Origin of the sequence: Cellvibrio sp. KY-YJ-3, from assembly GCF_008806955.1 — a bacterium.
GTDB lineage: Bacteria > Pseudomonadota > Gammaproteobacteria > Pseudomonadales > Cellvibrionaceae > Cellvibrio.
This window is the reverse complement of the sequence record NZ_CP031727.1, coordinates 3491762-3514197: the sequence shown is the minus strand read 5'-3', so window position 1 is coordinate 3514197 and position 22436 is coordinate 3491762. Positions and strand designations below refer to the sequence as shown.

Sequence of the window (22436 nt, the reverse complement as noted above, 5' to 3'; positions counted from 1 at the left end):
TTTACAGTGATTTTTCGACTAGGCTTAAAGAATTCAGTCGCGGCACAAACAGGAGCATATGCCATGAACAGTACTTTGGTGAGCCAGCATAAGCCAGCCGAATTTTTGGATGAATTTACGCGCTATGCCAACGAGCAGCTACCTGCCGCAGAACAGCCAGTATTTGGCGATTTTGCCAGCATGTTTTTCAACCACTATCCGCTTGATGAATTGCTCGGCAAGCGACTGAGCGATGTGTTTGGCAGCGTGTACCAGTGGTGGCAGTTTATGGCGCTGTACGATCGCCGCCAGCCCAAAATACGGCTGTTTAACCCAAGCCTGGCCGAGGATGGCTGGGTCAGTTCCCATACGGTGTTGGTCGTTTTACAGCGCGACATGCCGTTTTTGGTGGATTCGCTGCGAATTGAGGTAAATCGCCGTGGCATTCCCATTTACACCATCAAAAGCACCGTGTTGAAAGTAGAGCGCGACGGCCAGCAGTTAGTCAGCGTGCAGGCGCGCAATGGTGTAGCTGCCACGGAAAATCATGAAGCATTGATAGTGATGGAGATCAGTGCGCACAGTGACGCACAAGAACTGGCGGCCATCACCAGCGGTTTGCGCAGTGTATTAGCTGAGGTGGAACAGGTGGTCAGGGATTACCAACCCATGCGCGCCGCCGCATTGGCCGCAGAACAGAATTTGAACTTTATGCAGGATGCCGCCTGCGTTGCCCATGTACAGGAAACCAAAGCCTTCTTGCGCTGGCTCACAGAGGATAAGTTCACGTTTCTCGGCTATTCCGAGTACGAATTTTGTGAGCTGGAGGGCAAAAAAACACTGCGCGAAATTCCCGCCCAGCGACTGGGGATTTTTGCCCTGCGCGATACACCACCATCAACCCTCGCGATGGATTTATTCAACGAAGGTATGGCGCGCTTTCATTTGGTGCCGCAGCCCATTGTGTTTTCCAAATCCTCGTTGCGCGCACGCGTGCATCGTTATGCCTATTCGGATTATGTAATCATCAAACGCTTCAATGCCCAGGGTGAAGTGATTGGCGAGGCGCGTTTTCTCGGGCTCTACACTTCAGCAGTGTATTTGATGAACCCGGCCAATATCCCACTGATTAGCACCAAGGTTGCCCAGGTGTTTGCGCGCAGCGGGTTATTGGAATCCAGTCACGATGGCAAAAATTTTCGTCAGCTATTGGATACCTTTCCGCGCAACGAAATATTTTTGAGCAGCAGTGCCGAGCTATACGAAACCTTGATGGGTGTCGCGCGAATTAATGAGCGCTCCATGGTGCGCTTATTTATGCGACGCGATCCCTTTGGCAAATTTATTAACTTTATTATCTATGTGCCGCGCGATTATTTTTCTACCAAAATTCGTTTGGCCATTCAGGAGCTTATTGGCAAGGCCATAGGCTCTCACGAATGCGAATTTACCACCTATTTTTCTGAATCCATTTTGGCTCGGGTTTATCTGGTATTTAAATTGGATAAAAATGTGCCGCTACAGGTGGATGTCGCGGCACTGCAAGCCGGCATTGTGAATATCACCCGCTCTTGGGAAGATTTTTTACTGGGCGCACTGCAGGAAGCTCATGGCGAAGAGGCCAGTGCCCAACTGTTGCGCGAGTTTCGCGATGCTTTTTCGTCGGCGTATCAGGAGCAATATGATGCGCGCACCGCTGTGCAGGATATTCACACAATTCAATCCTTGCTGGAGCAGATACCGCGCAGCAGCACAAATGTTGTACCTATCGCGCTCAGTATTTACCAGCTGCGTGGTCAGGAGCAGGGCGCAAGTTTACAGTTCAAAATTTTTCACCCCACAACCACATTGGCACTGTCCGATGTTATTCCGGTGTTGGAGAATTTGGGTTTCAGGGTTATCAGTGAAAGTGCTCATGATATTCGTAGCACCTCTGGTCAGGTGGTGTGGGTGCATGATTTCAAACTCGCGCATCAAGCAGAATCTACTCTGGAATTTTCAGCGCTAAAAACCGTACTTGCCGATGCTTTTATTGCTATTTGGCAGGGCGATGCCGATAACGATGCGTTTAATACCTTGGTGGGTAGTGTAGGTTTGCACTGGCGCTCAGTGGTGATGCTGCGCGCCTATGCCAATTATATGCATCAAACCTTATTTCCTTTCAGTATTAATTACATGGCGACGGCGCTGGTGAATCAAGCCGATCTAACGCGCCAGCTGGTTGAATTGTTTCACCACAAATTTGATCCGCTTGTGCAGGGTGAATCTACAGCCGCACAAATCGACGCAGTTCGCTCGCGCATTGTTGGCGATTTGGATCAGGTACAAAACCTGAACGACGATCGCATCATTCGTCGTTTTATGGCGCTAATCGATAATAGTTTGCGCACCAATTTTTATCAGTGCGATGAACTCGGTGCTTATAAACCTTATCTCTCCATTAAATTTTCGCCGCGAGGTTTGGCAGAAGTTCCCGAGCCGCGACCATTGTTTGAAATTTTTGTGTACGCAACCCGCATGGAAGGTGTGCATTTGCGCACCAGTAAAGTAGCGCGCGGTGGTTTGCGCTGGTCAGATCGCCTGCAGGATTATCGCACCGAAGTGTTGGGCTTGGTAAAAGCCCAGCAGGTTAAAAATGCGGTAATTGTTCCGAGCGGTGCCAAGGGCGGATTTGTGTGCAAAAAAATGCCTGCCAATGCCACGCGCGAACAGCAACAACAAGAAGCGATAGCGTGTTACCAATGGTTTATTCGCGGCTTATTAGACCTTACCGATAATTTAATTGATGGCAGTGTGGTAACGCCCAATAATGTAGTGCGTTACGACGATAATGATCCTTACCTGGTGGTAGCGGCGGACAAAGGTACCGCCAGTTTTTCTGATATCGCCAATGCAATTTCTCAGGAATATAACCATTGGTTGGGGGATGCCTTTGCCTCAGGTGGCAGTCAGGGTTATGACCACAAAGGTATGGGTATTACCGCACGCGGTGCGTGGATTTCCGTGCAGCGCCACTTTTTGGAAAAAGAAATTGATGTGCAAAGCCAACCCATTACGGTGTTAGGTGTTGGCGATATGGCGGGCGATGTATTTGGCAATGGTATGTTGCTTTCATCAGCCTTGAAGTTGGTGGCCGCGTTTAACCATCAGCATATTTTTATCGACCCCGAACCTGACCCTGCCGCCAGTTTTGCCGAGCGTCAACGGTTGTTTGCACTGCCTAAAAGTAGCTGGAGTGATTACGCTAAACATTTAATCAGCGAAGGCGGTGGCGTATTTGAGCGTAGCGCAAAAGTGATTGTGCTCACCCCGCAAATACGCGCGCGTTTTGCAATCGATGCGACCAGCCTCACACCCACCGAATTTATTCATCAGTTATTGCAGGCGCCGGTAGATTTAATTTGGAATGGTGGCATAGGCACTTATGTCAAAGCAGCGGCTGAAACCCATGCCGAGGTGGGTGATAAGGCCAATGACAGTTTGCGCGTTAATGGCGAACAATTGCGCTGCAAAGTATTTGGTGAAGGCGGTAATTTGGGTATGACTCAGCGCGGTCGTATCGAATACTGTTTGCAGGGTGGCGCCTGCAATACGGATTTTATTGATAATGCCGGTGGTGTGGATTGTTCGGACCACGAGGTCAATATCAAAATTTTATTAAATGAAATTGTCGTTAATGGTGATCTCACCCAAAAACAGCGCAACCAATTATTGGTAGATATGACCGATAACGTAGCCCAGCTAGTGCTCTATAACAATCGCCGTCAAGCGCAAGCAATAAGTGTGGCGCAGTCGGATGCACTGGCGCGCAGCGCGGAATATCGCCGGATGATGAATGCTTTGCAACAGCAGGGGCGGTTAAATCGCAAATTGGAGTTTTTGCCGAGTGATGAGAATTTATTGGAACGACAAACACAAGGTAAAGGCTTAACCCGCCCCGAGTTGGCGATCCTCATTTCTTACGCCAAGGCCGTATTAAAGGAGGATCTCGCGCAAGCCGCAATTGCCGACGATGATTACATGGCGGCATTTATTGAAACGGCGTTCCCACAAAAAATCTCGCAGTTATTTCCCATGGCGTTGCGCAATCACCGTTTGCGCCATGAAATAGTCGCCACGCAAATTGCCAATGATATGGTAAATACCATGGGCATTAGTTTTGCGCAGCGCTTGATGGAATCTACAGGTGCGAGTGTAGACGATATTGCTAAAGCCTATGTAATCGCTCGTGATATTTACGCTATGCCCGAGTTTTTAATCGCGCTTGAGCGAACTTCAATCAGTATTTCATCTGCACTGCAGTTGCAAATGATTAACGGCATGATGCGCAAAATTCGCCGCGCGACACGCTGGTTTTTGCGCAATCGCCGCAGTTATTTAAACCCTGCAACCGAAGTGCAGCTATTTACCCCGGGTATGATGCATATCAATGAAAATTTAGTGCATTTACTTAATGGTGAGACATTGCAGGAATGGTTGGCCGCTACAGACCATTTGCGTGCGCTGGGTTTACCGGAAACGCTTATTAAACGTGTGGCGCACCCAGCCGATCTCTATTCCGGTTTAAGTGTGATAGAGGCCGCGCGCATTGCCAATCAGCCCGTGGAAAGTTTGGCTAAAGTGTATTTTGCATTGGGAAATTATTTAAGTTTGCCTTGGTTTTCTGCACAGATTTCCAATTTGCCGGTGGATAATTTTTGGCAGGCCATGGCACGCGAAACCTACCTGGGCGACCTGGAATCACAGTTGCGCAATCTGAGTGTGGCGTTAGTAAGGTTGATGGAAGATACGATGGATTTGGAGCAGCTTATTGAGCGCTGGAGTGCGCAGCATCAATTATTAATTGCGCGTTGGAAATCCATGGTCAATGAATTACAGGCCGCCAATGGAACCGATTTTGCGATGATTGCAGTCGCGCTGCGTGACCTGTTGGACTTGGCACAAGCTACCCAGCACTGCGAGACGCTGGATAATTGTGCGTGATTAACTCGGCGGTGCGGTATGCCCGCTGTTTATTTTATTGTTAACTGTTATCAGGGAATAGCTATGTCCAGTCTCTTTGCGCCAGCCGTTCAGCTGGCAAATAAAATGTCTTTCTCCAGCAAATTGCTCACCATTGTGCTTATTTTTCTGTTGCCATTTGTGTGGTTGTTAAGCCAGCAATGGTTGCAAAATAATCGTACGGTTGCGGCGGCGGAGCGCACCCAAACCGGTGTGGAATTGATACTCGCGGTAAAACCTATCGCTCTTGGGTTGGCGCAACATCGCGGCCTTATGGCGCAGTATCTGGCAGGCGCAAGCGATAAAGCACCGGTTCTGGAGCAGCTTGAGCAAAAGCTGGATCAGGACTTTGCACTGGTAATCAAGCGTATTGATGAAACTACCGCATTTAATTCTGCATTATCAGAAATAGAGCAATCCTGGCGCGCACTAAAATTGGCGGCTATCGAGAAAGATGCTGCAAAAAGTTTTATCGGGCACACGCAGTTAGTCGCGCGCGTGCAGGCTGATATTAAATTACTGGTAGATTATTTTGATATTGAACTGCAATCCACGCGCGACAATTATTACCTATCGCAATTAACCCTGTTTCAAATTCCTGAACTCCAGGAATTGCTCGGGCAGTTGCGGGGGCGTGGTGCCGGTGCCTTGACCGATCAGGTAATTACATCTGAGGAGCGCGCAACATTGGTTGGGTTGCATTTTGGCGTAAAGCGCGCATTGACCAGTTTTGAGCAGCAAATCCAGTTGTTAAATCAGGATCAAACCCTCGCCAATTATTTTTCAACATCAGTCGATAAATTCAATAAATCCGCTGCTCTTTTTGATTCTATGCTGCTACAAGATGCGCTCGCACCTGCATCGCCCGTTGTCACTAATAGCGTGTTTTTTGCGCAGGCAACAACAGTGATTGATGCGCTGGCCGCAGTGGACGTGCTTGCCAGCGAGCAGTTGATGCGCAGTGCAACAACCGCACGTGCGCAGGCTGCCGATACGCGGCTACTGCTGTTAGCAGTCGCCTTGGGGAGCGTGATTCTGGGGTGTTATGTTGCGATGGGAATTCTTGCTGCACTCAATGCCAGCGTGCACTCCGTAAACAGCCTGACACAATCCCTCAAAAACGGTAATTTTTCTGAGACCTTGCAGGTGAGCAGCAAGGATGTCATCGGTGAAGTTGCTGATAATCTGGCCGCGATGGTGAATCAGGTATCGCGCTTGATCAATAATATCCAAGGGTCGGCAGATCAAGTTAATAAACTATCGGTTGAGCTACAAGCCGTAACAGACGTCACTAAAGGTGAGTTGGATCAGCAGAACAACCAGACCCAACAGTCTGCGTCGGCGGCCACTGAAATGGCGGCTACTGTGCGCGAAGTGGCCCGCACCTGCGTGGAGGCCAGCTCCGCTACCGATATTGCACGCGATACGGCAATTGAAGGGCGCGCACGCGTGAATGAGGCTATAGCGGTCATCAACCGTTTGGGAAGTGATGTGGGTGAAGCCAAAACAATCATCACTGAATTACAACGCGATGTGGCGGACATCAGTGCGGTGCTGGAGGTAATTCGCAGTATTGCCGAGCAGACGAATTTGCTTGCACTGAATGCGGCGATAGAAGCGGCGCGCGCAGGTGAGCAGGGTAGAGGGTTTGCAGTGGTGGCCGATGAGGTGCGTTCGCTGGCAAAACGCACCCAGGAATCAACAGCGGAAATCCGCGCTGTGATTGAGAAATTACAGCAGCGTGCGGGTAAAGCGGTGGATATTATTTTGCAGAGTTTTGACGGCGCCCAGAGTTCGGTGCAAAGTGCCGCCAGTGCCGGTGAGTCGCTGCAACAAATAGTGCACAGTGTGGAAATGTTGCGCGATTTAAATACCCAAATCGCTACCGCTGCCGAACAACAAGCGGCAGTGGCAGAACAAATGTCGCGCAGTACCCGTGAGTTGGGCGATTCGTCGGAAAATATATTGGATCAGGTGCAGAAAACCCTCGGTTACAGTTTGAATCTGCGTCAGGGGGCGGATCGTCTATTGGAAAATACCCTGCAATTTAAAATCTGATTAGAATGGCTTTTCGTTTTGTCGTATTTGTTTTTTTGTTGTGGGGTTTTCTTGAAAAGTATTGTAGTCAGCTTGGCTATTTCAGCCGAAGAATTTCAGCGCTTGTATGAAGGCAGCGCCAAAACCGTTTTTGCCCAGAGTATAGATGGCCGCAGTATTCGTTTTCCGGCGGGTATTTTGCGGCCGTTTGTGTTGCACAATGGGGTGCGCGGCACATTTCAAATTAATTTTGATGAGGATAATCGCTTTCAATCCATCCAGCGTCTGGGTGGATAAACTCAAGGTTTGGGGTGATTTGAGGGCTGTAATCCAGTATCCTTGCGCCCTGTTTTGACTCCCTTTATTGATCTGCCAAGAGCCTGCCATGTATCAGCATATTCGCGATGTATTATTCCGCTTCGACGCCGAAACCTCCCATGAACTCAGCCTGGATATGCTCGGTGCCGCTGAGCGCTTGCGTCTCTTGAGCCTGTTTACCAGCAAGGTGCCTAGCAACCCGGTGCAGGTTATGGGGCTAAGCTTTGACAACCCGGTTGGGCTTGCCGCAGGCTTGGATAAAAATGGTGATTATTTCAATGCGCTTGGCGCTTTAGGTTTTGGTTTTGTGGAGATTGGCACTATTACTCCGCGCCCGCAGCCCGGCAATCCGCAACCGCGTTTGTTTCGCATTCCTGAAGCCCAAGCGATTATTAATCGCATGGGGTTTAACAATAAAGGCGTTGACCACTTGGTCGCGCAGGTTAAAAAACGCCGTTATAACGGGATCCTCGGCATTAACATCGGTAAAAACGCGGTAACGCCCGTTGAAAATGCGGTAGATGATTATTTGACCTGCCTGCGTAAAGTCTATGATTACGCTGATTACATCACTGTGAATATTTCTTCACCCAATACTCCCGGTCTGCGCAACTTGCAATTTGGCGACTCGCTGTCGCAATTGTTAGCGCCACTCAAAACGGAACAGAGCGTATTGCACAAGGCAACTGGTCGCTATGTACCTATCGCGGTAAAAATCGCACCGGATATGGATGAAGGCGAAATCCACCAAGTTGCTGGTATTCTGTTGCAAGAAGGTATGGATGGCGTTATCGCTACTAATACCACCATCACCCGTGTGGGTGTGGAAGAGTATGAAAATGGCAATGAAGCCGGTGGTCTGAGTGGTTTGCCTGTGCGCGATAAGAGCACTTATGTGATCAAAACCCTCAATGCTTGCCTGGGCGGGAAGTTGCCAATTATTGGCGTAGGCGGGATTTTGGATGGTGCGAGTGCCGCCGATAAAATCCGCGCTGGAGCCAGCCTGGTACAAATTTACAGTGGCTTTATTTACGAAGGCCCTGCGCTGATTGCACGCGCCGCGCAAGGAATCGCCAGTTATCAAAAAGGTCTGTAAGTTGGTAGGGCTGGTCAAACTGCTGTGTTATAAATCGACAATTAATGCCCTGAATAGAACAAAGCCCGCAATAGCGGGCTTATTCATTTAACATGATTGGGTAAAAAATTTGTAGGACTGTGTTCGATGCCAATAAGGCGAGTTAAACATTAGCCACTCATGGCCATGGGTTGAATGTTGTTAACTTTTTGAACCTGTGCCAAACGGCTGTAGCCATCCCATTGATCAATGCGCGACTCGCGCCAGCCATTAAGCCATTGTTGGCGAGCTTGGCCTGTTTCATGGGGGCAAAGACTTTTTGAACGCCCATCAATACCTGCTTGATACCCTTTTACAAATGCGCGTTCTGTTTGGTCACGTTTTTGACGTTTCATCAGTTATAGCACCTCTAAGTTGTGGATTATCGATAGGTTTTAGTTATCGACGAAAGCGGTGTTGCGGTCTTTCACTTGCCGGTCTGACTGGTTCTTGGATTCTCCTTAGCGTTAACAGGTTGGGTGAGTACACCAGATTTAACCTGCGTCGTGAACGATTAAATTTTTATACATAGGCCGTTCTATATGGCATATCGGCCTAGCAAATGTATTTGACAACTTAATGACAAACACCTTTGTTTAGTCAGGTGTGGTTCAGAAAAGTTCATATTGGAAACATTAATGACATATCAATATTTCGCTACCTGCCCCAAAGGGCTGGAAGGCTTGCTCTATACCGAGCTGCAAACCCTTGGCGCAGAAGACCTGCGCGAGACGGTTGCGGGCATCTATTTTTCTGGCGATATAGAGCTGGCGTACCGGGTCTGCCTCTGGTCGCGTTTGGCCAATAAGGTGTTACTACCGCTTGCAAGTTTCGAGGCCAATAGTCAGGAAGAACTCTATGACGGTGTACGTGAGTTGCGCTGGGAGGAGCATTTAAGCCCGAGTGGTAGCCTGTTAGTGGATTTTATTGGCACTAACGATGCGATCCGTAATACCCAGTTTGGCGCGGTAAAAGTAAAAGATGCGATTGTCGATTGTCTGCGCGATTTCAGCGGCGAGCGCCCCTCCGTCGCCAAACGCGACCCGGATTTGCGGGTAAATGTGCGTCTATCCAAGAGCAAAGTAATTGTCAGTATCGATTTGTCGGGCGACAGTCTGCACCGCCGCGGTTATCGCATTAAGCAGGGCAGTGCGCCTATGAAGGAAAACCTGGCGGCGGGTATTTTGATTCGCGCCGGTTGGCCAGAGATTGCCGCGCAAGGTGGTGCGCTGCTGGACCCTATGTGTGGCTCTGGAACAATTTTGATTGAAGCGGCGTTAATAGCAGCGGATATTGCGCCCGGCTTGTTGCGCGGCAGTTTTGGTTTTGAGCGCTGGTTGAATCATCGCAATGACATCTGGCTAACTTTGCGAGATGAAGCGTTCGAGCGCAAAAAAATCGGCCTCGCGCGTGAAAATTTACCGGAAATTCGCGGCTATGACGCCGATATAAAAGTGATTCGCGCGGCAGAAGAAAATATTGTCAGCGCCGAGTTGGATCACTGGTTGCGTGTGAGCCGCAAAGAATTGGCCGATTTTGTTAAACCGACGCACAATAAAACAATGGAATTTGGTTTGGTGCTTAGCAACCCGCCTTACGGTGAGCGCTTGGGTGAAATTGAATCGCTAAAATTATTGTATGCTCACTTGGGCGAGCGGTTGCGCAATGAATTCCAAGGTTGGCGTGCGGGTGTGTTTACCGGTAACCCTGAACTGGGCAAACAAATGGGTTTGCGCGCCGATAAAAAATACAAATTCTTTAATGGCACCATCCCCAGCGAACTGTTGATGTTTAGCATCAGCAGCGAGGCGTTTGTGCAAAGCCGTGTTGAACAGGATGCGCGTTTTAGTAAAGATGATACAGAGCGCAAAGAAGCAGAACTGCGCGTCAAAATCGAAAACAAAAAAGAGCAAGCTGCTGCCTTGTCTAATGGCGCGCAGATGCTGGTGAATCGCCTGCAAAAAAACCTCAAACAATTGGAAAAGTGGGCGAAGAAAAACGATATCAGTTGCTACCGTTTATATGATGCAGATATGCCGGAATATTCGGCTGCCATTGATATTTATCGCGGTCAAACCCAGCCCTATCACGCGCCGCAACTTTACGCCCATGTACAGGAATACGCGGCGCCCAAATCGGTCGATGAAGACCGCGCCGCACAGCGTTTTGCTGAAATTGAAATGGCCGTACCATTTGTGCTGGATATTCCCGCCGCAAATATCAGCTACAAACAACGCCGCCGCAATAAGGGCACCAGTCAGTACGAAAAAATCAGTGAGCGCCCGACAGGTGATGTGTTTAGTGTGCAGGAAGGGCAGGCCAAACTGCACATCAATATGTGGCAGTATTTGGATACCGGTTTGTTCCTCGATCACCGCCCCGTGCGTTTGATGATTGCGAATATGGCTAAAGACAAACGTTTCCTGAACCTGTTTTGCTACACCGCAACCGCAAGTGTACACGCCGCCATGGCGGGCGCGCGTTATACCGTGAGTGTGGATATGTCTAACACTTACTTGAACTGGGCGCGTAAGAATTATGCGTTAAATGGTTTAAGTGAGTCGCGCAACCGTTTGGAGCAGGCAGATTGTTTGCAGTGGCTGGAAGATAACGATCAGCAATTTGATTTGATTCTGCTCGACCCGCCCAGTTTTTCCAACTCAAAACGGATGGAGGATGTTTTGGATGTGCAGCGCGATCATGTGGGTATGATCAACAATGCCATGCGTTCACTCGCAGAGGGCGGTACGCTGATTTTCTCTAACAATCTGCGCAGTTTTAAATTGGATGCCGATGCACTCAGCGGTTTCACTATTAAGGATATCAGCGCACAAACGATTGATGAGGATTTTAAACGCAACCCTAAAATCCACCAATGTTGGTTGATTACGCATTAATAGATAAAAAGGTGAATGCCCATGCGTCATTATTGTTTCAGTATCATTTTTTTATGGTTACTGACTAGTGGCGCCAAGGCGGACACCTTTTGTTTTGCCTCGGCCGAAACCTATTACGAGCAAGTCTATTGTCAGTTGCAAGCCAAAGCACAACTTAAAAATTTACCGCCGTTTCATCAATTTAAAAAGAATAACGAACAGGTTCAGTTTTCGCTGTTAAAACGCCCGGCAGAACGCAATGCAATCAAGTTACCCGCACCGGTAAAAAAATTATCCCCAGCGCTATTGCCTGCCAATCTAGCCCCAACCCTTGCGCCTACTTCCGTTCGTTCTTCTATCGGTGAACCACGTGTTGTTTCTGCACGTAATAATTTGATCGAATCAAGCCCTATGAATTCGTCAGCGTGTGAATTACAAGGGCGTCACATTCGCTGTGTTGACACCAACTACGAACTATTAGGGAATAAAGCCAATCACCGTCTCGCGGCTGGTGCGCTAGACGCCTATAACACTATGGCGTTGCCGAACGTGAAAGGTAGTTCAGTGACGCTAGCGGCGAGCTACGAAAAATACATCGACAAAATGTGTGAAATTGGCCTGTGTGCAGTGACCATGACTTATCGAAAGTTCGCCTATCTTTATCAAGATTTACAAACCAAAGGATTGGATTTCGCGCAACGTTTTGAAACTATGTTTGGCTTTCTTAAGAAAGATAAGGCAGCGATGGCCGTCAGCGAGTCAGTTAGTGTGCCTCCGGCGTTGAGCATCACAGACTGTGACACCTTGGGTGATCGCTATTTTGTGTGCGACCACAACGGCAGAAATTATGTTTTTGCGCTGCTCAAGTAACAAATGTGTCTGCCGTGAGTCTATAGAGCAAATCCTTCCGCATTACCGAGGTCAATATGATTATCAAGCGACCAAGCGATATCCCATCTTCCGAAATTACCCCTGAAGCAATCTATAACGCGCGCCGCGATTTTATGCGCGGTGCGATGAGTGTTGCTGCACTGGGTGTTGGTATGGCCGCCGCGCCGGGTATTCTAGCGGCACCTGGTCAGGTGACTGAGGCAGAAGTAAAAGGGCCTGATTGGCTAAAACAACAAATCGCTGGAGCAAGTTCGAATAAGGAAGTTATCACTGATGCGCTTACGCCTTACGAGCACATTACTGGTTACAACAATTTTTATGAGTACGGCTACGAAAAAACGGATCCCGCCGCAAAAGCCCATGTGTTAACGACAAATCCCTGGACAGTTGAAATAGCGGGTGAGGTTGGCAAGCCCGGCACCTTTGCACTGGAAGATTTATTAAAAGGTATTGCACTGGAAGAGCGGGTTTATCGCTTGCGCTGTGTCGAGGCCTGGTCGATGGTGGTTCCCTGGGTTGGATTCTCTCTGGCCGATTTAATTAAGCGCGCTGAGCCAACCAGTAAAGCAAAATATGTGGCGTTCACCACGCTTGAGCGTCCCTCAGAAATGCCCGGGCAAAAAAGCCGTTTTAGCACCATCGATTGGCCATACCGCGAAGGTTTACGCATGGATGAAGCCATGCACCCCTTAACCACCTTGGCGGTGGGTTTGTATGGCAAGGTGTTGCCTAATCAAAACGGTGCGCCGCTGCGTTTGGTAGTGCCGTGGAAATATGGTTTCAAATACATCAAATCCATTGTGAAAATCGAGTTCACCGAAAAGCAACCTAAAACCACCTGGAGTATGCTCGCGCCTGATGAGTACGGTTTTTACGCTAACGTAAACCCTTCAGTGAGTCATCCACGCTGGAGTCAAGCGGAAGAGCGACGTTTGCCGAGCGGTTTATTGCGCCCGAACATTATTCCTACGCAATTGTTTAATGGTTACGCGGAGCAGGTGGCGCATCTGTATAAAGATATGGATTTGCGTAAATTTTATTGAGAGTGATTGTTATGCCTGTATTGTGGCGACGAGTTCTGATTTTTTTCCTCTCATTGATTCCACTGGTATTTATTGTTTATAAAACACTGACAAATCAGCTGGGTGCAGATCCAGCTAAAACCATTGTGTTGTTTACGGGTGAGTGGACAATCTATTTTTTGTTTATCACCCTTGCCGTAACCCCGCTGCGGCGTTTTATCAATTTCAAAAATTTTCACCTCCGCTGGTTGCAAACCCATCGGCGTATGTTGGGCCTATTTACACTTTTTTATGCCGTTTTGCATGTACTTGCTTTTCTGGTTTTTATTTTAGGGTCGGACTTTTCTCGCTTCGGAAAAGAATTGGTCGAGCGGCCTTATATTCTGGTTACTATCCCTGCTGTTATTTTGTTGGTTGTGTTGGGAATTACTTCAACTAAATCAATGATGCGACGCTTGGGGAATAACTGGATACGACTGCATAAAAGTATTTACTTAATTGCAATTCTTGCCTGGGTGCATGTGTTTATGCAGGTGCGTTCCAGTTATTTTGAGGCGGTATTATTTGGGGTGATTTTATTGGCGTTGTTGTTGCCTCGACTCTTTTGGGCGCTGCGAAAATAAAAAATTGACCACTATCATCTAAAAATAATTCCACGTGCACTTGGGTTAATTCAGCAATTTCAAACTTGCCGTGATCGCTTCGTTAGTATCCATACCGGCACCACTGCTGCCGGATGTCGATGAAAGCTTTGCAACCAATAATCGGTTGCCTTGGGTGATATAGGTTTTTTCAACATCAAAATGAAATTCAAATCCGATGACTAGCGCAAAACGACCAGAGCCTTTTCCGGTTGAGCGGCTCGCGAGCGGGGTGCCATTTTCGTCAATCCAGAACTGCAGGTCGGTACGGTATTTTTTGAGATTTTTGCGCTCTTCTTCGCTCAGGTTTTCAAGCGGAATTTGTAGGTGAAGTAAACGCGCGGATTTTCCGTTGTAGATGACGTGTTCTTCCTTCACTAATTGTGCTTTGCTTAAATCGTCTCCGATATCGCGTACGGGGTTGAGTAGTATGCTGATTTCCGAATAGTTGAAACGATTCATCGCTTCGGTTGTGGGGGTTGATGCTTGTGGGTTTTGTTTTTTGGCTTCAGTTTCCCGGTCGATATTGCTGAGTAGTTCCGGTGAATAGCGGATGTGTAACCCCGCTGGGTTTTGTTCTACCGCAAATTGGGCAAGGCCTTCTTTGATATTGTGATCGTCGCCTTCTTTGTTTTGGTTTTTCACGTTGGCAGTCACTTGTGCACTGAACGGTGAATTTTGTTCAAACTTTTTTAGTGCTTGTTGCAGGTCGTGCAAGCTATCGGCATGGGCAGACGAAATTAGTGAGGCGAGGGAAAGGGAAAGTAAAAGTTTGAGTGAAGATATTGTGTGCATGATATTTCCTATTGTTGTTAACACTAAAATCCCGATGTCAGTAAAAACACAAATGGATAGAGATTCAACAACAAAAATAGTTCAATACCACACACCAATAAAAATGGCGCCACAAGGGCGCCATTTTTTAACTGCGATACAGCTCTGCGATTAAGCGCGAGACTTGTATTCGCCAGTACGGGTGTCGATGATAATCTTTTGACCGATTTCAACAAACGCCGCCACTTGCAGTTCGGTGCCGTTGTTGAGTTTGGCGGTCTTCATCACTTTACCTGAGGTGTCGCCACGTACTGCAGGTTCGGTGTAAGCCACTTCGCGAGTGATGGCGTTAGGTGGAGTTACGGAGATTACTTTACCGTCGTAGAACACCGCATCACATACATCTTCCATGCCGTCTTCCATCCAGGGCAACAGGTCGCCCAATTCTTCAGCAGTTACTTCGTATTGATTGAACTCTGGGTCCATAAATACGTACATTGGGTCGGCGTAGTAGGAGTAGGTTACCTCTTTACGATCCAGTTGAATGTCGTCGAATTTGTCGTCTGCACGGTAAACTGTTTCGGTGTTGATGCCGCTCAGCAGGTTTTTCAATTTCATTTTAACTACGGCAGAGTTACGGCCGGATTTGTTGTATTCCGCTTTTTGAACAACCCAGGGTGAGCCGTCGATCATCAGAACGTTGCCTGCGCGGCATTCTTGAGCATTTTTCATGGTAAATCCCAGTTTGCAATGGTTAACGAATAGGAGGGAAGCCTTGGTTCGCAGAGCGCGCGGGCCTTAAGCCCCCAGAGGTCCCGGGTTTGAAATCGGCGCGCTACTATACAGTTCTTTGGTGTTTTTCTGTAGTGCTTTTTTAGCCCGGCATTGCCAGGCAATGGTTGCATAGTTGTTGTGCTAAATCCGGTGTTTCGCTCAGTGCCTGAGTCCAGGTTTTGCAGTGCTCCTGCCATGCGGGCAGCAGGTTTATCAAGGTGATCCAGCTGCTATCGGTATGTCCGGCTTCATTCCAATCGAGCCAGAATTGGGTTATGGCCGACCTGAGCGCCTGATCTTTGGGTACATAGACGGCTAAAAATGCCTGTAATTTGACCAGATGTGCATCGTCATCTTGCACATAGATATGCCATACCACCGGTTTTCCGGCCCACTGGGCGCGGATGAAAGAATCCTCACCCCTGACAAAGTTAATGTCGCAGGCCCAGAGCAACTTGTCGTATTCGGTCTGGGTGAGAAAAGGGATGACTTGCACTGTCAGGCTGCCGGATTGATAAATATCGCCACAGACCAGGGTTTTACCCAAGTGTTGATTAATACTGCTGAGAATTTTCCCTTCTGGTACCAAGCAGTGGATTGGTTGTGATGACTGCTTCCACGCGGCTAGTAAACCACCAATGGCGGGATTCTCGTAAGCAAACAGGGAGATCAGCAGACTGTTGGGGGCTGGGTCTATGTTCATCTGATTAAGCCACTGCGACCGAAAAAATGCATCGCGCTGGCTAAGCAGGTTTTGCTCCCGCAACAAACCGCCAGTAGGCGCACTGAAGCCAGGAAAGAAAAAGGTTTTGCGCAAGCCTGTGGCTGGGTGAACGGAGGCCATGCCATGGCATTCTGCTACCCAAGGCTCAGCGCTCAGGTATTCCAGATTGATCCAAACCGGCGCTTTGCCGCTGGCCTTGAGTTTCGCCATTGTTTGTAGGTAAGTGTCTGGAATATCACAGGCAAAGGCTTCAATTACTACGTCGGCGGGCTGAGTTGATGCATCAAACGCCGCATGCCAGATGCGCACTTCTACACCTTCCAGCTGCTGATGTTCTTGCATATTGGTCTCTGGCCAGATGCGCTTTAGCGATGCAATATCATCCACCCATAAACGTACCTGCTGTTGATGCTCCGCCGCCAACTGGCGCGCCAAGCGCCAGCACACGCCAATATCACCAAAATTGTCGATCACACGGCAAAATATGTCCCAGCGTTTGATGGTGTTGGTTGGCATAGTCAGGTTTACACGAGGATAAATAAGGCGCGAATGATACCAGCAGGCGGCGCTTTCGTATTAGCAAAACGCTCTGGCACGTTTAGATGACATTATGAAAAAACAACATTTACCCGAGAAAATCTGCGTTCACTGCCAGCGCCCTTTTAGCTGGCGCAAGAAATGGGAGCGGGTGTGGCAAGAGGTTAAATATTGTTCCAAAGCTTGCGCTAGTTCCGCGCGAAAAACCAAGGACAAAACCAATCAATGACTAAGCCTGCTACAAAAACTGCGCCCACAAGCGATAAACCCCCTGCAAATATTCGCCGCCTGTGTGTGATTTTGGGCGACCAACTCAATCGCGATAGCGCGTTGTTTGATGATTTTGATTCCGGACATGATTTGTTGTGGATGGCAGAGGTGCAGGGCGAAAGTACCCATGTTCCCTCCAATAAACAGCGCAGTGTGATGTTTCTGGCGGCCATGCGGCACTTTGCACAAAGCCTGCGTGATGAAAAATTACCGCTGCATTACCTTTCGCTGGATGAGCTTTGCCTACGCGATTTTTCCGCTGCGCTTGCAGCAACGCTGGCGCATTATCAGCCTGCACAACTGCGCTTGGTGTTGCCGGGGGATTATCGGGTGCTGCAAGCCTTCCGGCGCTTTTGCGCCGAACACCATCTGCCGTTGGAGCTGATGGCGGATAATCATTTCATCGCCCAACCCGGCGAATTTACCGCTTGGCAAAAAGGTAAAAAACAGTGGCGTATGGAATATTGGTATCGCCAATTGCGCAAGCGCACCGGCATTTTAATGCGCGGTGATCAGCCCGAAGGCGGCGAGTGGAATTACGATAAAGACAATCGCGGGTCCTTTTCGGCGCAAGGCCCTGGCTTGCTGGATGCCGCATTAGTATTTCCGGCTGATGCCGTGACCCAGAGTGCCATCGCGACAATTGAGCGATTCTTCCCCAATAATCCTGGTAATTTAATCAGTTTTGGCTGGCCGGTTAATCGCAACCAGGCGCTGCAATTGTTGGACTTTTTTATCGACAAAAATCTGCCGCTGTTTGGTGAATATCAGGATGCCATGTGGACTAACGAACCCTGGCTCTACCACTCGCGCTTATCGGCGGCACTTAATCTCAAACTGCTCTCGCCTCTGGAGGTGATCACCGCCGCCGAGCGCGCCTATCAAAAAGGAGCTGTGCCTTTAAATGCCGTGGAGGGTTTTATTCGTCAGATTCTCGGCTGGCGCGAGTACGTGCGCGGACTTTATTGGAGCTTGATGCCGCAGTGGCAAACCATGAATGCGCTGGACGCCCAGCACAACCTACCGGATTTTTACTGGACCGGTGCGGTGGACATGAACTGCTTGGCGCAGAGCATCAAACAAGTATTGGATCACGGCTATGGGCACCACATCCAGCGGTTAATGGTGACCGGTTTATTTGCCCAGCTGTGGCAGGTGCAACCGCAGCAAATTCACGCTTGGTATCTCGCTATGTATGTGGATGCGGTGGAATGGGTGGAATTGCCCAATGTATTGGGGATGAGCCAGTACGCCGATGGTGGCATAATGGCGTCCAAGCCCTACATTGCCACTGGTCGCTACATTGCCAAAATGAGCAATTATTGCGATGGCTGTGTTTACCAGCCCGATGCTGCTGAAACGGAAAATGCTTGCCCCTTTACCACGCTGTACTGGGAATTTCTCGCCAAGCATCGCGAAAAATTCGTCAAGCATCCGCGCCTCGCGTTACAGGTAAAACACCTGGACGCGCAGAGCGATGAAAAACGCCGTGCGATTGCCAAACGTGCTGCGTGGGTGAGGGCGCATTACCCGGCAAATGTCTATCCAACAACTTAACTTTTTGAGCAGAATTTATTATGGCCTCCTTGCAAGACCAACTATTAAAAGCCGGTTTGATTGATGCCAAAAAAGCCAAACAGGCCAACAAAGAAAAACGCAAAGAAACCAATGTGGCGCGCCGCTCCAGCGAAGAAGTGGTAGATGAAGTAAAACAATCGGCCGAGCAGGCGCGGTTGGAAAAAATCGAGCGCGACCGCGAATTAAATCGCCAGCGCGATTTGGAGTTGCAACAAAAAGCCATTGCTGCGCAAATTAAACAGCTGATCGAAAATCATCGCCAATCTAAAGGTGCGGGTAATGGCGATGTGGAGTACAACTTTACCGATGGTAAACTCATCAAGAAAATGCGGGTATCGCCTTTGGTGCTGGAGCAAATTGCGCGGGGTTTATTAGCGGTAGTGAAATTGGGTGAAGGTTACGAGCTGGTGCCGCGTATCGTTGCTGACAAAATAGCACAGCGCGATGATAAATTTGTGGTGGTTGCCAATACCAAGCAAGACAATAAAGTGGATGAAGATGATCCCTATAAAGACTACGTCATTCCTGACGATTTGATGTGGTAAGGGCTATGTGGAATCCCATCCGCATGGTGCTGCATAGTAAATCGCCGCGCGGTATAAAAATAATTGCGTTAAGTTTGATGTTGGTGCTGGCAAGTGCAGCGCCGATCATGCTGTACAGTTTGTTTGGCCCTGATGATGGTGGCCCGGTATTTTTGGGTTGGTTATTTGCGGTGGGTGCGGTATTAGCCCACGTGGGTTTTTTGATTGGAATTTTGTTGGTGATATGGGATTTACATTTCGCCAAGAAGTAGCTGTGTGTGTAAGTAGGGCGGGTTCGCGCAGCAACCCGCCACATTTATCACAATGAAAATGATTTCAAAAACGTGCTAGAACTCTCCCAGGAATCCGCCTGACTGATGTGCCCACAAATGCGCATACACACCGCCTAATGCAATCAATTCATTGTGGGTTCCCTGTTCAATAATTTGGCCTTTATCCAACACGATTAAACGATCCAGCGCCGCGATGGTGGATAAACGGTGCGCGATTGCGATTACAGTCTTGCCTTGCATTAGCGTGGTTAAATTGGTTTGGATGGCGGCTTCCACCTCGGAGTCGAGTGCTGATGTAGCTTCATCCATAATCAAAATGGGTGCGTTTTTAATGAGCACCCGCGCTATAGCAATGCGCTGGCGCTGCCCACCTGATAGTTTTACACCGCGCTCGCCCACATGGGCGTCATAGCCGGTGCGGCCTTCGTTATCGCTGAGACCCATAATAAAATCATGCGCTTCCGCTTGCTGTGCTGCTTGAACCATTTCTGCTTCGGTAGCGTCTGGTTTACCGTAGAGCAGGTTGTCGCGAATAGAGCGGTGCAGGAGCGAGGTGTCCTGCGTCACCATACCAATTTGTGCGCGTAAACTTTCTTGTTTCACTTCGGCGATATTTTGTTGGTCGATTAATATGCTGCCGCTGTCCACATCGTAAAACCGCAGCAATAAATTCACCAGAGTGGATTTGCCCGCGCCGGAGCGACCAACCAGGCCAATTTTTTCACCGGCATTAATGTGCAGGTTAAAGTTATTCAGCAAACCTTCGTGTTTGCCGTAGTTAAAGTTTACCGATTTAAAGTCAATTGCACTGTGTTGGATAAGTAACGGCTTGGCATTGGGTTTGTCCTGCACTTCGCGGGGAATGGACAAGGTGTTTAAGCCATCGCGCGCGGTGCCAATGTTTTCAAATAGTGCAGACACTTCCCACATAATCCATTGCGCCATACCGTTTAAACGCAATACCAAACCAATGGCCGCAGCAATGGCTCCGGTTGTAATCGCTGCGTTTGACCATAGCCAAAGCGAGGTGGCAGCAATGGAGAAAATAAGGATCACACTAATAACCCATACGCTGGTGCCGAGTAGGGTGGCAAGGCGCATTTGTGGGTGAACTGTTGTTAAAAAATATTCCATGCCTTTTTTGGCGTAATCGGCCTCGCGATTGGAGTGGGAGAATAATTTCACCGTAGAAATATTGGTATAGGTATCCACCAGGCGGCCTGTCATATCCGAGCGTGCATGTGCTTGCGCAGTAGAAATTTGAGAGAGGCGTGGCAAAAAGTAATAGAGCAGGCCACAGTACGCAAAAAACCAAACAATTAAGGGGAGCGCTAGGCGCCAATCCAGCGAAAAGGCTAATACCAGAATGCTGCTGAAGTACACCATTACATAAAGCAGTACATCCAGTAGCTTCATAATAGTTTCGCGTACTGCCAGCGCCGTTTGCATCACTTTGGTTGCAACACGGCCCGCAAATTCATTTTGATAAAACTGATAGCTCTGTCCCAGCAGGTAGCGGTGTGCTTGCCAACGAATGCGCATGGGAAAATTACCCAGCAAAGTTTGGTGCATGATTAATGAGTGCATTAATACTGAAACGGGTAAACCGATTAACAGGATAACCGCCATCCAGATTAATTCCTGCCGGGATTCCGCCCAAAAAACAGCCGGTGTGTGCTGATTAAGCGAATCCACTAAATTGCCAAGGAAGCCGAACAGCGAGACTTCTAAAATCGCAATGAGCCCGGTAAATACGGCCATGGCAATCAAATAAAACTCCGCGCCCCGGCTGTAGTGCCGGCAAAATGCATAGAGCGTTTTGGGTGGGCTAGTGGGTTCTTGCGGAGGGAAGGGCTTTATCAGGCTTTCAAAAAAACGAAACATAATGCAATCGCCGGTAATAAATAAGAAGAGCTGACTAAAAACTGAGCCGCTATTGTAACAGCTCAAACTGCAGACTTCGTGTAACCAAGTGTTAATTTGCGGTGCTACACTGTCGTCCACTAAATAGAGGGGGCTATTCCTGTCAGGTGTTATGTCGGGTTTGGACCTTCGCTGTCGTTATACATCAGTCATTGTGCGAGTGAGCTTTTATGAGAAATACATTAACGGTATTTGGGGCAGGTTGTTTGGGTGGGTTGGTCATGTGTGTGGTTATGTGGCTATTTAGTTATTACGGCATTACCCAATCGTTAAATGTACGGCTTGCAGGTTCTCTCTCCCCGCATTGGATGTACCCACGCATTGTATGGGGTGGTTTGTGGGGGTTTTTGTTTTTGTTGCCGATTTATGCGAGCAGTATATTTGCGCGTAGCTTCGTGATTGCCTTGATTCCTACCCTGATCACACTCTTTGTGTTTTTTCCCTTTTATGAAGGGAAGGGGGTGGCAGGTTTGTCATTGGGTATTCTTACCCCATTTTTAGTATTCTTTTTCTTTTGGATTTGGTCGCTGACCGCCGCCATTAGCTTGCGTGTTTCTTGATAAGGCGGTAAACACAATGAAATGTATAACTCAGTTTCTGAGTGTTTTTTTAATAGTATTGGTGGCGATGTCAAGCCATGCGCAATTGTTGCCCGACAACAATAACCTGAATGTGCAATCGGTTAATCGCTGGATGAAAAGCAACCGCGATATGGCACCACTGATACAGGCTATTGATGCTCGCCACCTCACTCCAGAATCATTTAAAACATTTGAAGCTCTCTCTTCGATAGAGCAGGATCAGTACATTGAATTGGTGCTGCGTGAGGAGAATTTGTTGGGGCAGGCTGATAGCATAGTTCGACAGTACGGTTGGAAATCAGTGGGTGAATATATGCGGTTAAGCACCAAGTTAGGTAATGCAATTGCCGCTTACTTTTTGTTTGGCGATTTGGGTAAAGTGACGGAAGATCAAGCCAAGCAATTAAAAGAAAAAGCTGACCCTGCTGTATTGGCAGTTCCACAGGCGGATATTGATTTTATTCGCCGCAATGAAAAAACTTTACAGCAATATATTCAGGCGTATGGCGCCGGGCGATGATTGTTGCTGCCGAGTATAAGAAAAGGCGGGCACCTGAGTGCCCGCCTTTTTTATTGCTC

Annotated in this window: 19 protein-coding genes; 14 read left to right on the top strand and 5 right to left on the bottom strand. The window is 48.5% G+C overall.

Going from position 1 to position 22436, the window contains the following annotated elements; all coding sequences use genetic code 11:
- Nucleotides 1-63: 63 nt before the first annotated feature.
- From D0B88_RS14825 to D0B88_RS14810, 4 genes are all read left to right on the top strand, one after another.
- The gene (locus D0B88_RS14825) at nucleotides 64-4962 is read left to right on the top strand and encodes an NAD-glutamate dehydrogenase (protein WP_151058131.1); all 4899 of its coding nucleotides are present in this window, start codon (nucleotides 64-66) and stop codon (nucleotides 4960-4962) included.
- A gap of 63 nt (nucleotides 4963-5025) precedes the next feature.
- Nucleotides 5026-7038, top strand: a complete 2013-nt coding sequence (locus tag D0B88_RS14820) for a methyl-accepting chemotaxis protein (RefSeq protein WP_191966451.1) — start codon at nucleotides 5026-5028, stop codon at nucleotides 7036-7038.
- A 51-nt stretch (nucleotides 7039-7089) separates the two neighbouring features.
- Nucleotides 7090-7314: a DUF2835 domain-containing protein gene (locus D0B88_RS14815; RefSeq protein ID WP_007641873.1), complete on the top strand. Its 225-nt coding sequence runs from the start codon at nucleotides 7090-7092 to the stop codon at nucleotides 7312-7314.
- An 88-nt stretch (nucleotides 7315-7402) separates the two neighbouring features.
- Entirely contained in the window at nucleotides 7403-8431 is a 1029-nt protein-coding gene (locus D0B88_RS14810; protein ID WP_151058127.1) for a quinone-dependent dihydroorotate dehydrogenase, read from the top strand.
- A 149-nt stretch (nucleotides 8432-8580) separates the two neighbouring features.
- Here the strand turns inward: D0B88_RS14810 and rmf are convergent, their stop codons facing one another.
- Nucleotides 8581-8805, bottom strand: coding sequence for a ribosome modulation factor (gene rmf, locus D0B88_RS14805; protein WP_007641871.1), 225 nt, complete (start codon nucleotides 8803-8805; stop codon nucleotides 8581-8583).
- A gap of 282 nt (nucleotides 8806-9087) precedes the next feature.
- Between rmf and rlmKL the strand changes: the two genes are divergently transcribed.
- The 4 genes from rlmKL to D0B88_RS14785 are packed head-to-tail and all read left to right on the top strand — an operon-like array spanning nucleotide 9088 to nucleotide 13861.
- On the top strand, nucleotides 9088-11346 hold the full coding sequence (gene rlmKL, locus D0B88_RS14800; protein WP_151058125.1) for a bifunctional 23S rRNA (guanine(2069)-N(7))-methyltransferase RlmK/23S rRNA (guanine(2445)-N(2))-methyltransferase RlmL: 2259 nt from the start codon (nucleotides 9088-9090) through the stop codon (nucleotides 11344-11346).
- Nucleotides 11347-11367: 21 nt separating this feature from the next.
- Nucleotides 11368-12195, top strand: a complete 828-nt coding sequence (locus tag D0B88_RS14795; protein WP_040391802.1) for a hypothetical protein — start codon at nucleotides 11368-11370, stop codon at nucleotides 12193-12195.
- A gap of 56 nt (nucleotides 12196-12251) precedes the next feature.
- Nucleotides 12252-13259, top strand: coding sequence for a protein-methionine-sulfoxide reductase catalytic subunit MsrP (gene msrP, locus D0B88_RS14790; protein WP_151058123.1), 1008 nt, complete (start codon nucleotides 12252-12254; stop codon nucleotides 13257-13259).
- A gap of 11 nt (nucleotides 13260-13270) precedes the next feature.
- The gene (locus tag D0B88_RS14785; protein ID WP_225318385.1) at nucleotides 13271-13861 is read left to right on the top strand and encodes a sulfite oxidase heme-binding subunit YedZ; all 591 of its coding nucleotides are present in this window, start codon (nucleotides 13271-13273) and stop codon (nucleotides 13859-13861) included.
- Between the two features lie 45 nt (nucleotides 13862-13906).
- Here D0B88_RS14785 and D0B88_RS14780 read toward each other — a convergent pair whose 3' ends face one another.
- From D0B88_RS14780 to earP, 3 genes are all read right to left on the bottom strand, one after another.
- A complete protein-coding gene (locus D0B88_RS14780; protein ID WP_151058121.1) occupies nucleotides 13907-14674 on the bottom strand; it encodes a hypothetical protein in 768 nt (255 codons plus the stop codon).
- Between the two features lie 150 nt (nucleotides 14675-14824).
- A complete protein-coding gene (gene efp / locus D0B88_RS14775) occupies nucleotides 14825-15385 on the bottom strand; it encodes an elongation factor P (protein ID WP_007641857.1) in 561 nt (186 codons plus the stop codon).
- Nucleotides 15386-15527: 142 nt separating this feature from the next.
- On the bottom strand, nucleotides 15528-16667 hold the full coding sequence (gene earP / locus D0B88_RS14770) for an elongation factor P maturation arginine rhamnosyltransferase EarP (protein WP_007641855.1): 1140 nt from the start codon (nucleotides 16665-16667) through the stop codon (nucleotides 15528-15530).
- A 94-nt stretch (nucleotides 16668-16761) separates the two neighbouring features.
- Between earP and D0B88_RS14765 the strand changes: the two genes are divergently transcribed.
- Genes D0B88_RS14765 through D0B88_RS14750 form a run of 4 tightly spaced genes read left to right on the top strand, consistent with a single transcriptional unit; the run spans nucleotide 16762 to nucleotide 19332 of the window.
- On the top strand, nucleotides 16762-16917 hold the full coding sequence (locus D0B88_RS14765; protein ID WP_007641854.1) for a DUF2256 domain-containing protein: 156 nt from the start codon (nucleotides 16762-16764) through the stop codon (nucleotides 16915-16917).
- Entirely contained in the window at nucleotides 16914-18515 is a 1602-nt protein-coding gene (locus D0B88_RS14760) for a cryptochrome/photolyase family protein (protein ID WP_151058119.1), read from the top strand. Before D0B88_RS14765 ends, D0B88_RS14760 begins: the two co-directional genes overlap by 4 nt.
- Before the next feature lie 20 nt (nucleotides 18516-18535).
- A complete protein-coding gene (locus D0B88_RS14755; protein ID WP_151058117.1) occupies nucleotides 18536-19081 on the top strand; it encodes a DUF2058 domain-containing protein in 546 nt (181 codons plus the stop codon).
- A 5-nt stretch (nucleotides 19082-19086) separates the two neighbouring features.
- Entirely contained in the window at nucleotides 19087-19332 is a 246-nt protein-coding gene (locus tag D0B88_RS14750) for a hypothetical protein (protein ID WP_007641849.1), read from the top strand.
- A gap of 75 nt (nucleotides 19333-19407) precedes the next feature.
- On the opposite strand, the gene D0B88_RS14745 is transcribed toward D0B88_RS14750, so the two are convergent.
- The gene (locus tag D0B88_RS14745) at nucleotides 19408-21237 is read right to left on the bottom strand and encodes an ABC transporter ATP-binding protein (RefSeq protein ID WP_151058113.1); all 1830 of its coding nucleotides are present in this window, start codon (nucleotides 21235-21237) and stop codon (nucleotides 19408-19410) included.
- A 209-nt stretch (nucleotides 21238-21446) separates the two neighbouring features.
- Between D0B88_RS14745 and D0B88_RS14740 the strand changes: the two genes are divergently transcribed.
- The gene (locus D0B88_RS14740) at nucleotides 21447-21836 is read left to right on the top strand and encodes a hypothetical protein (protein ID WP_040391801.1); all 390 of its coding nucleotides are present in this window, start codon (nucleotides 21447-21449) and stop codon (nucleotides 21834-21836) included.
- A gap of 16 nt (nucleotides 21837-21852) precedes the next feature.
- Nucleotides 21853-22377 carry a hypothetical protein gene (locus tag D0B88_RS14735; RefSeq protein ID WP_040391800.1) on the top strand — a complete coding sequence of 175 codons (525 nt, stop codon included), beginning with the start codon at nucleotides 21853-21855 and terminating at the stop codon, nucleotides 22375-22377.
- Nucleotides 22378-22436: the final 59 nt, after the last annotated feature.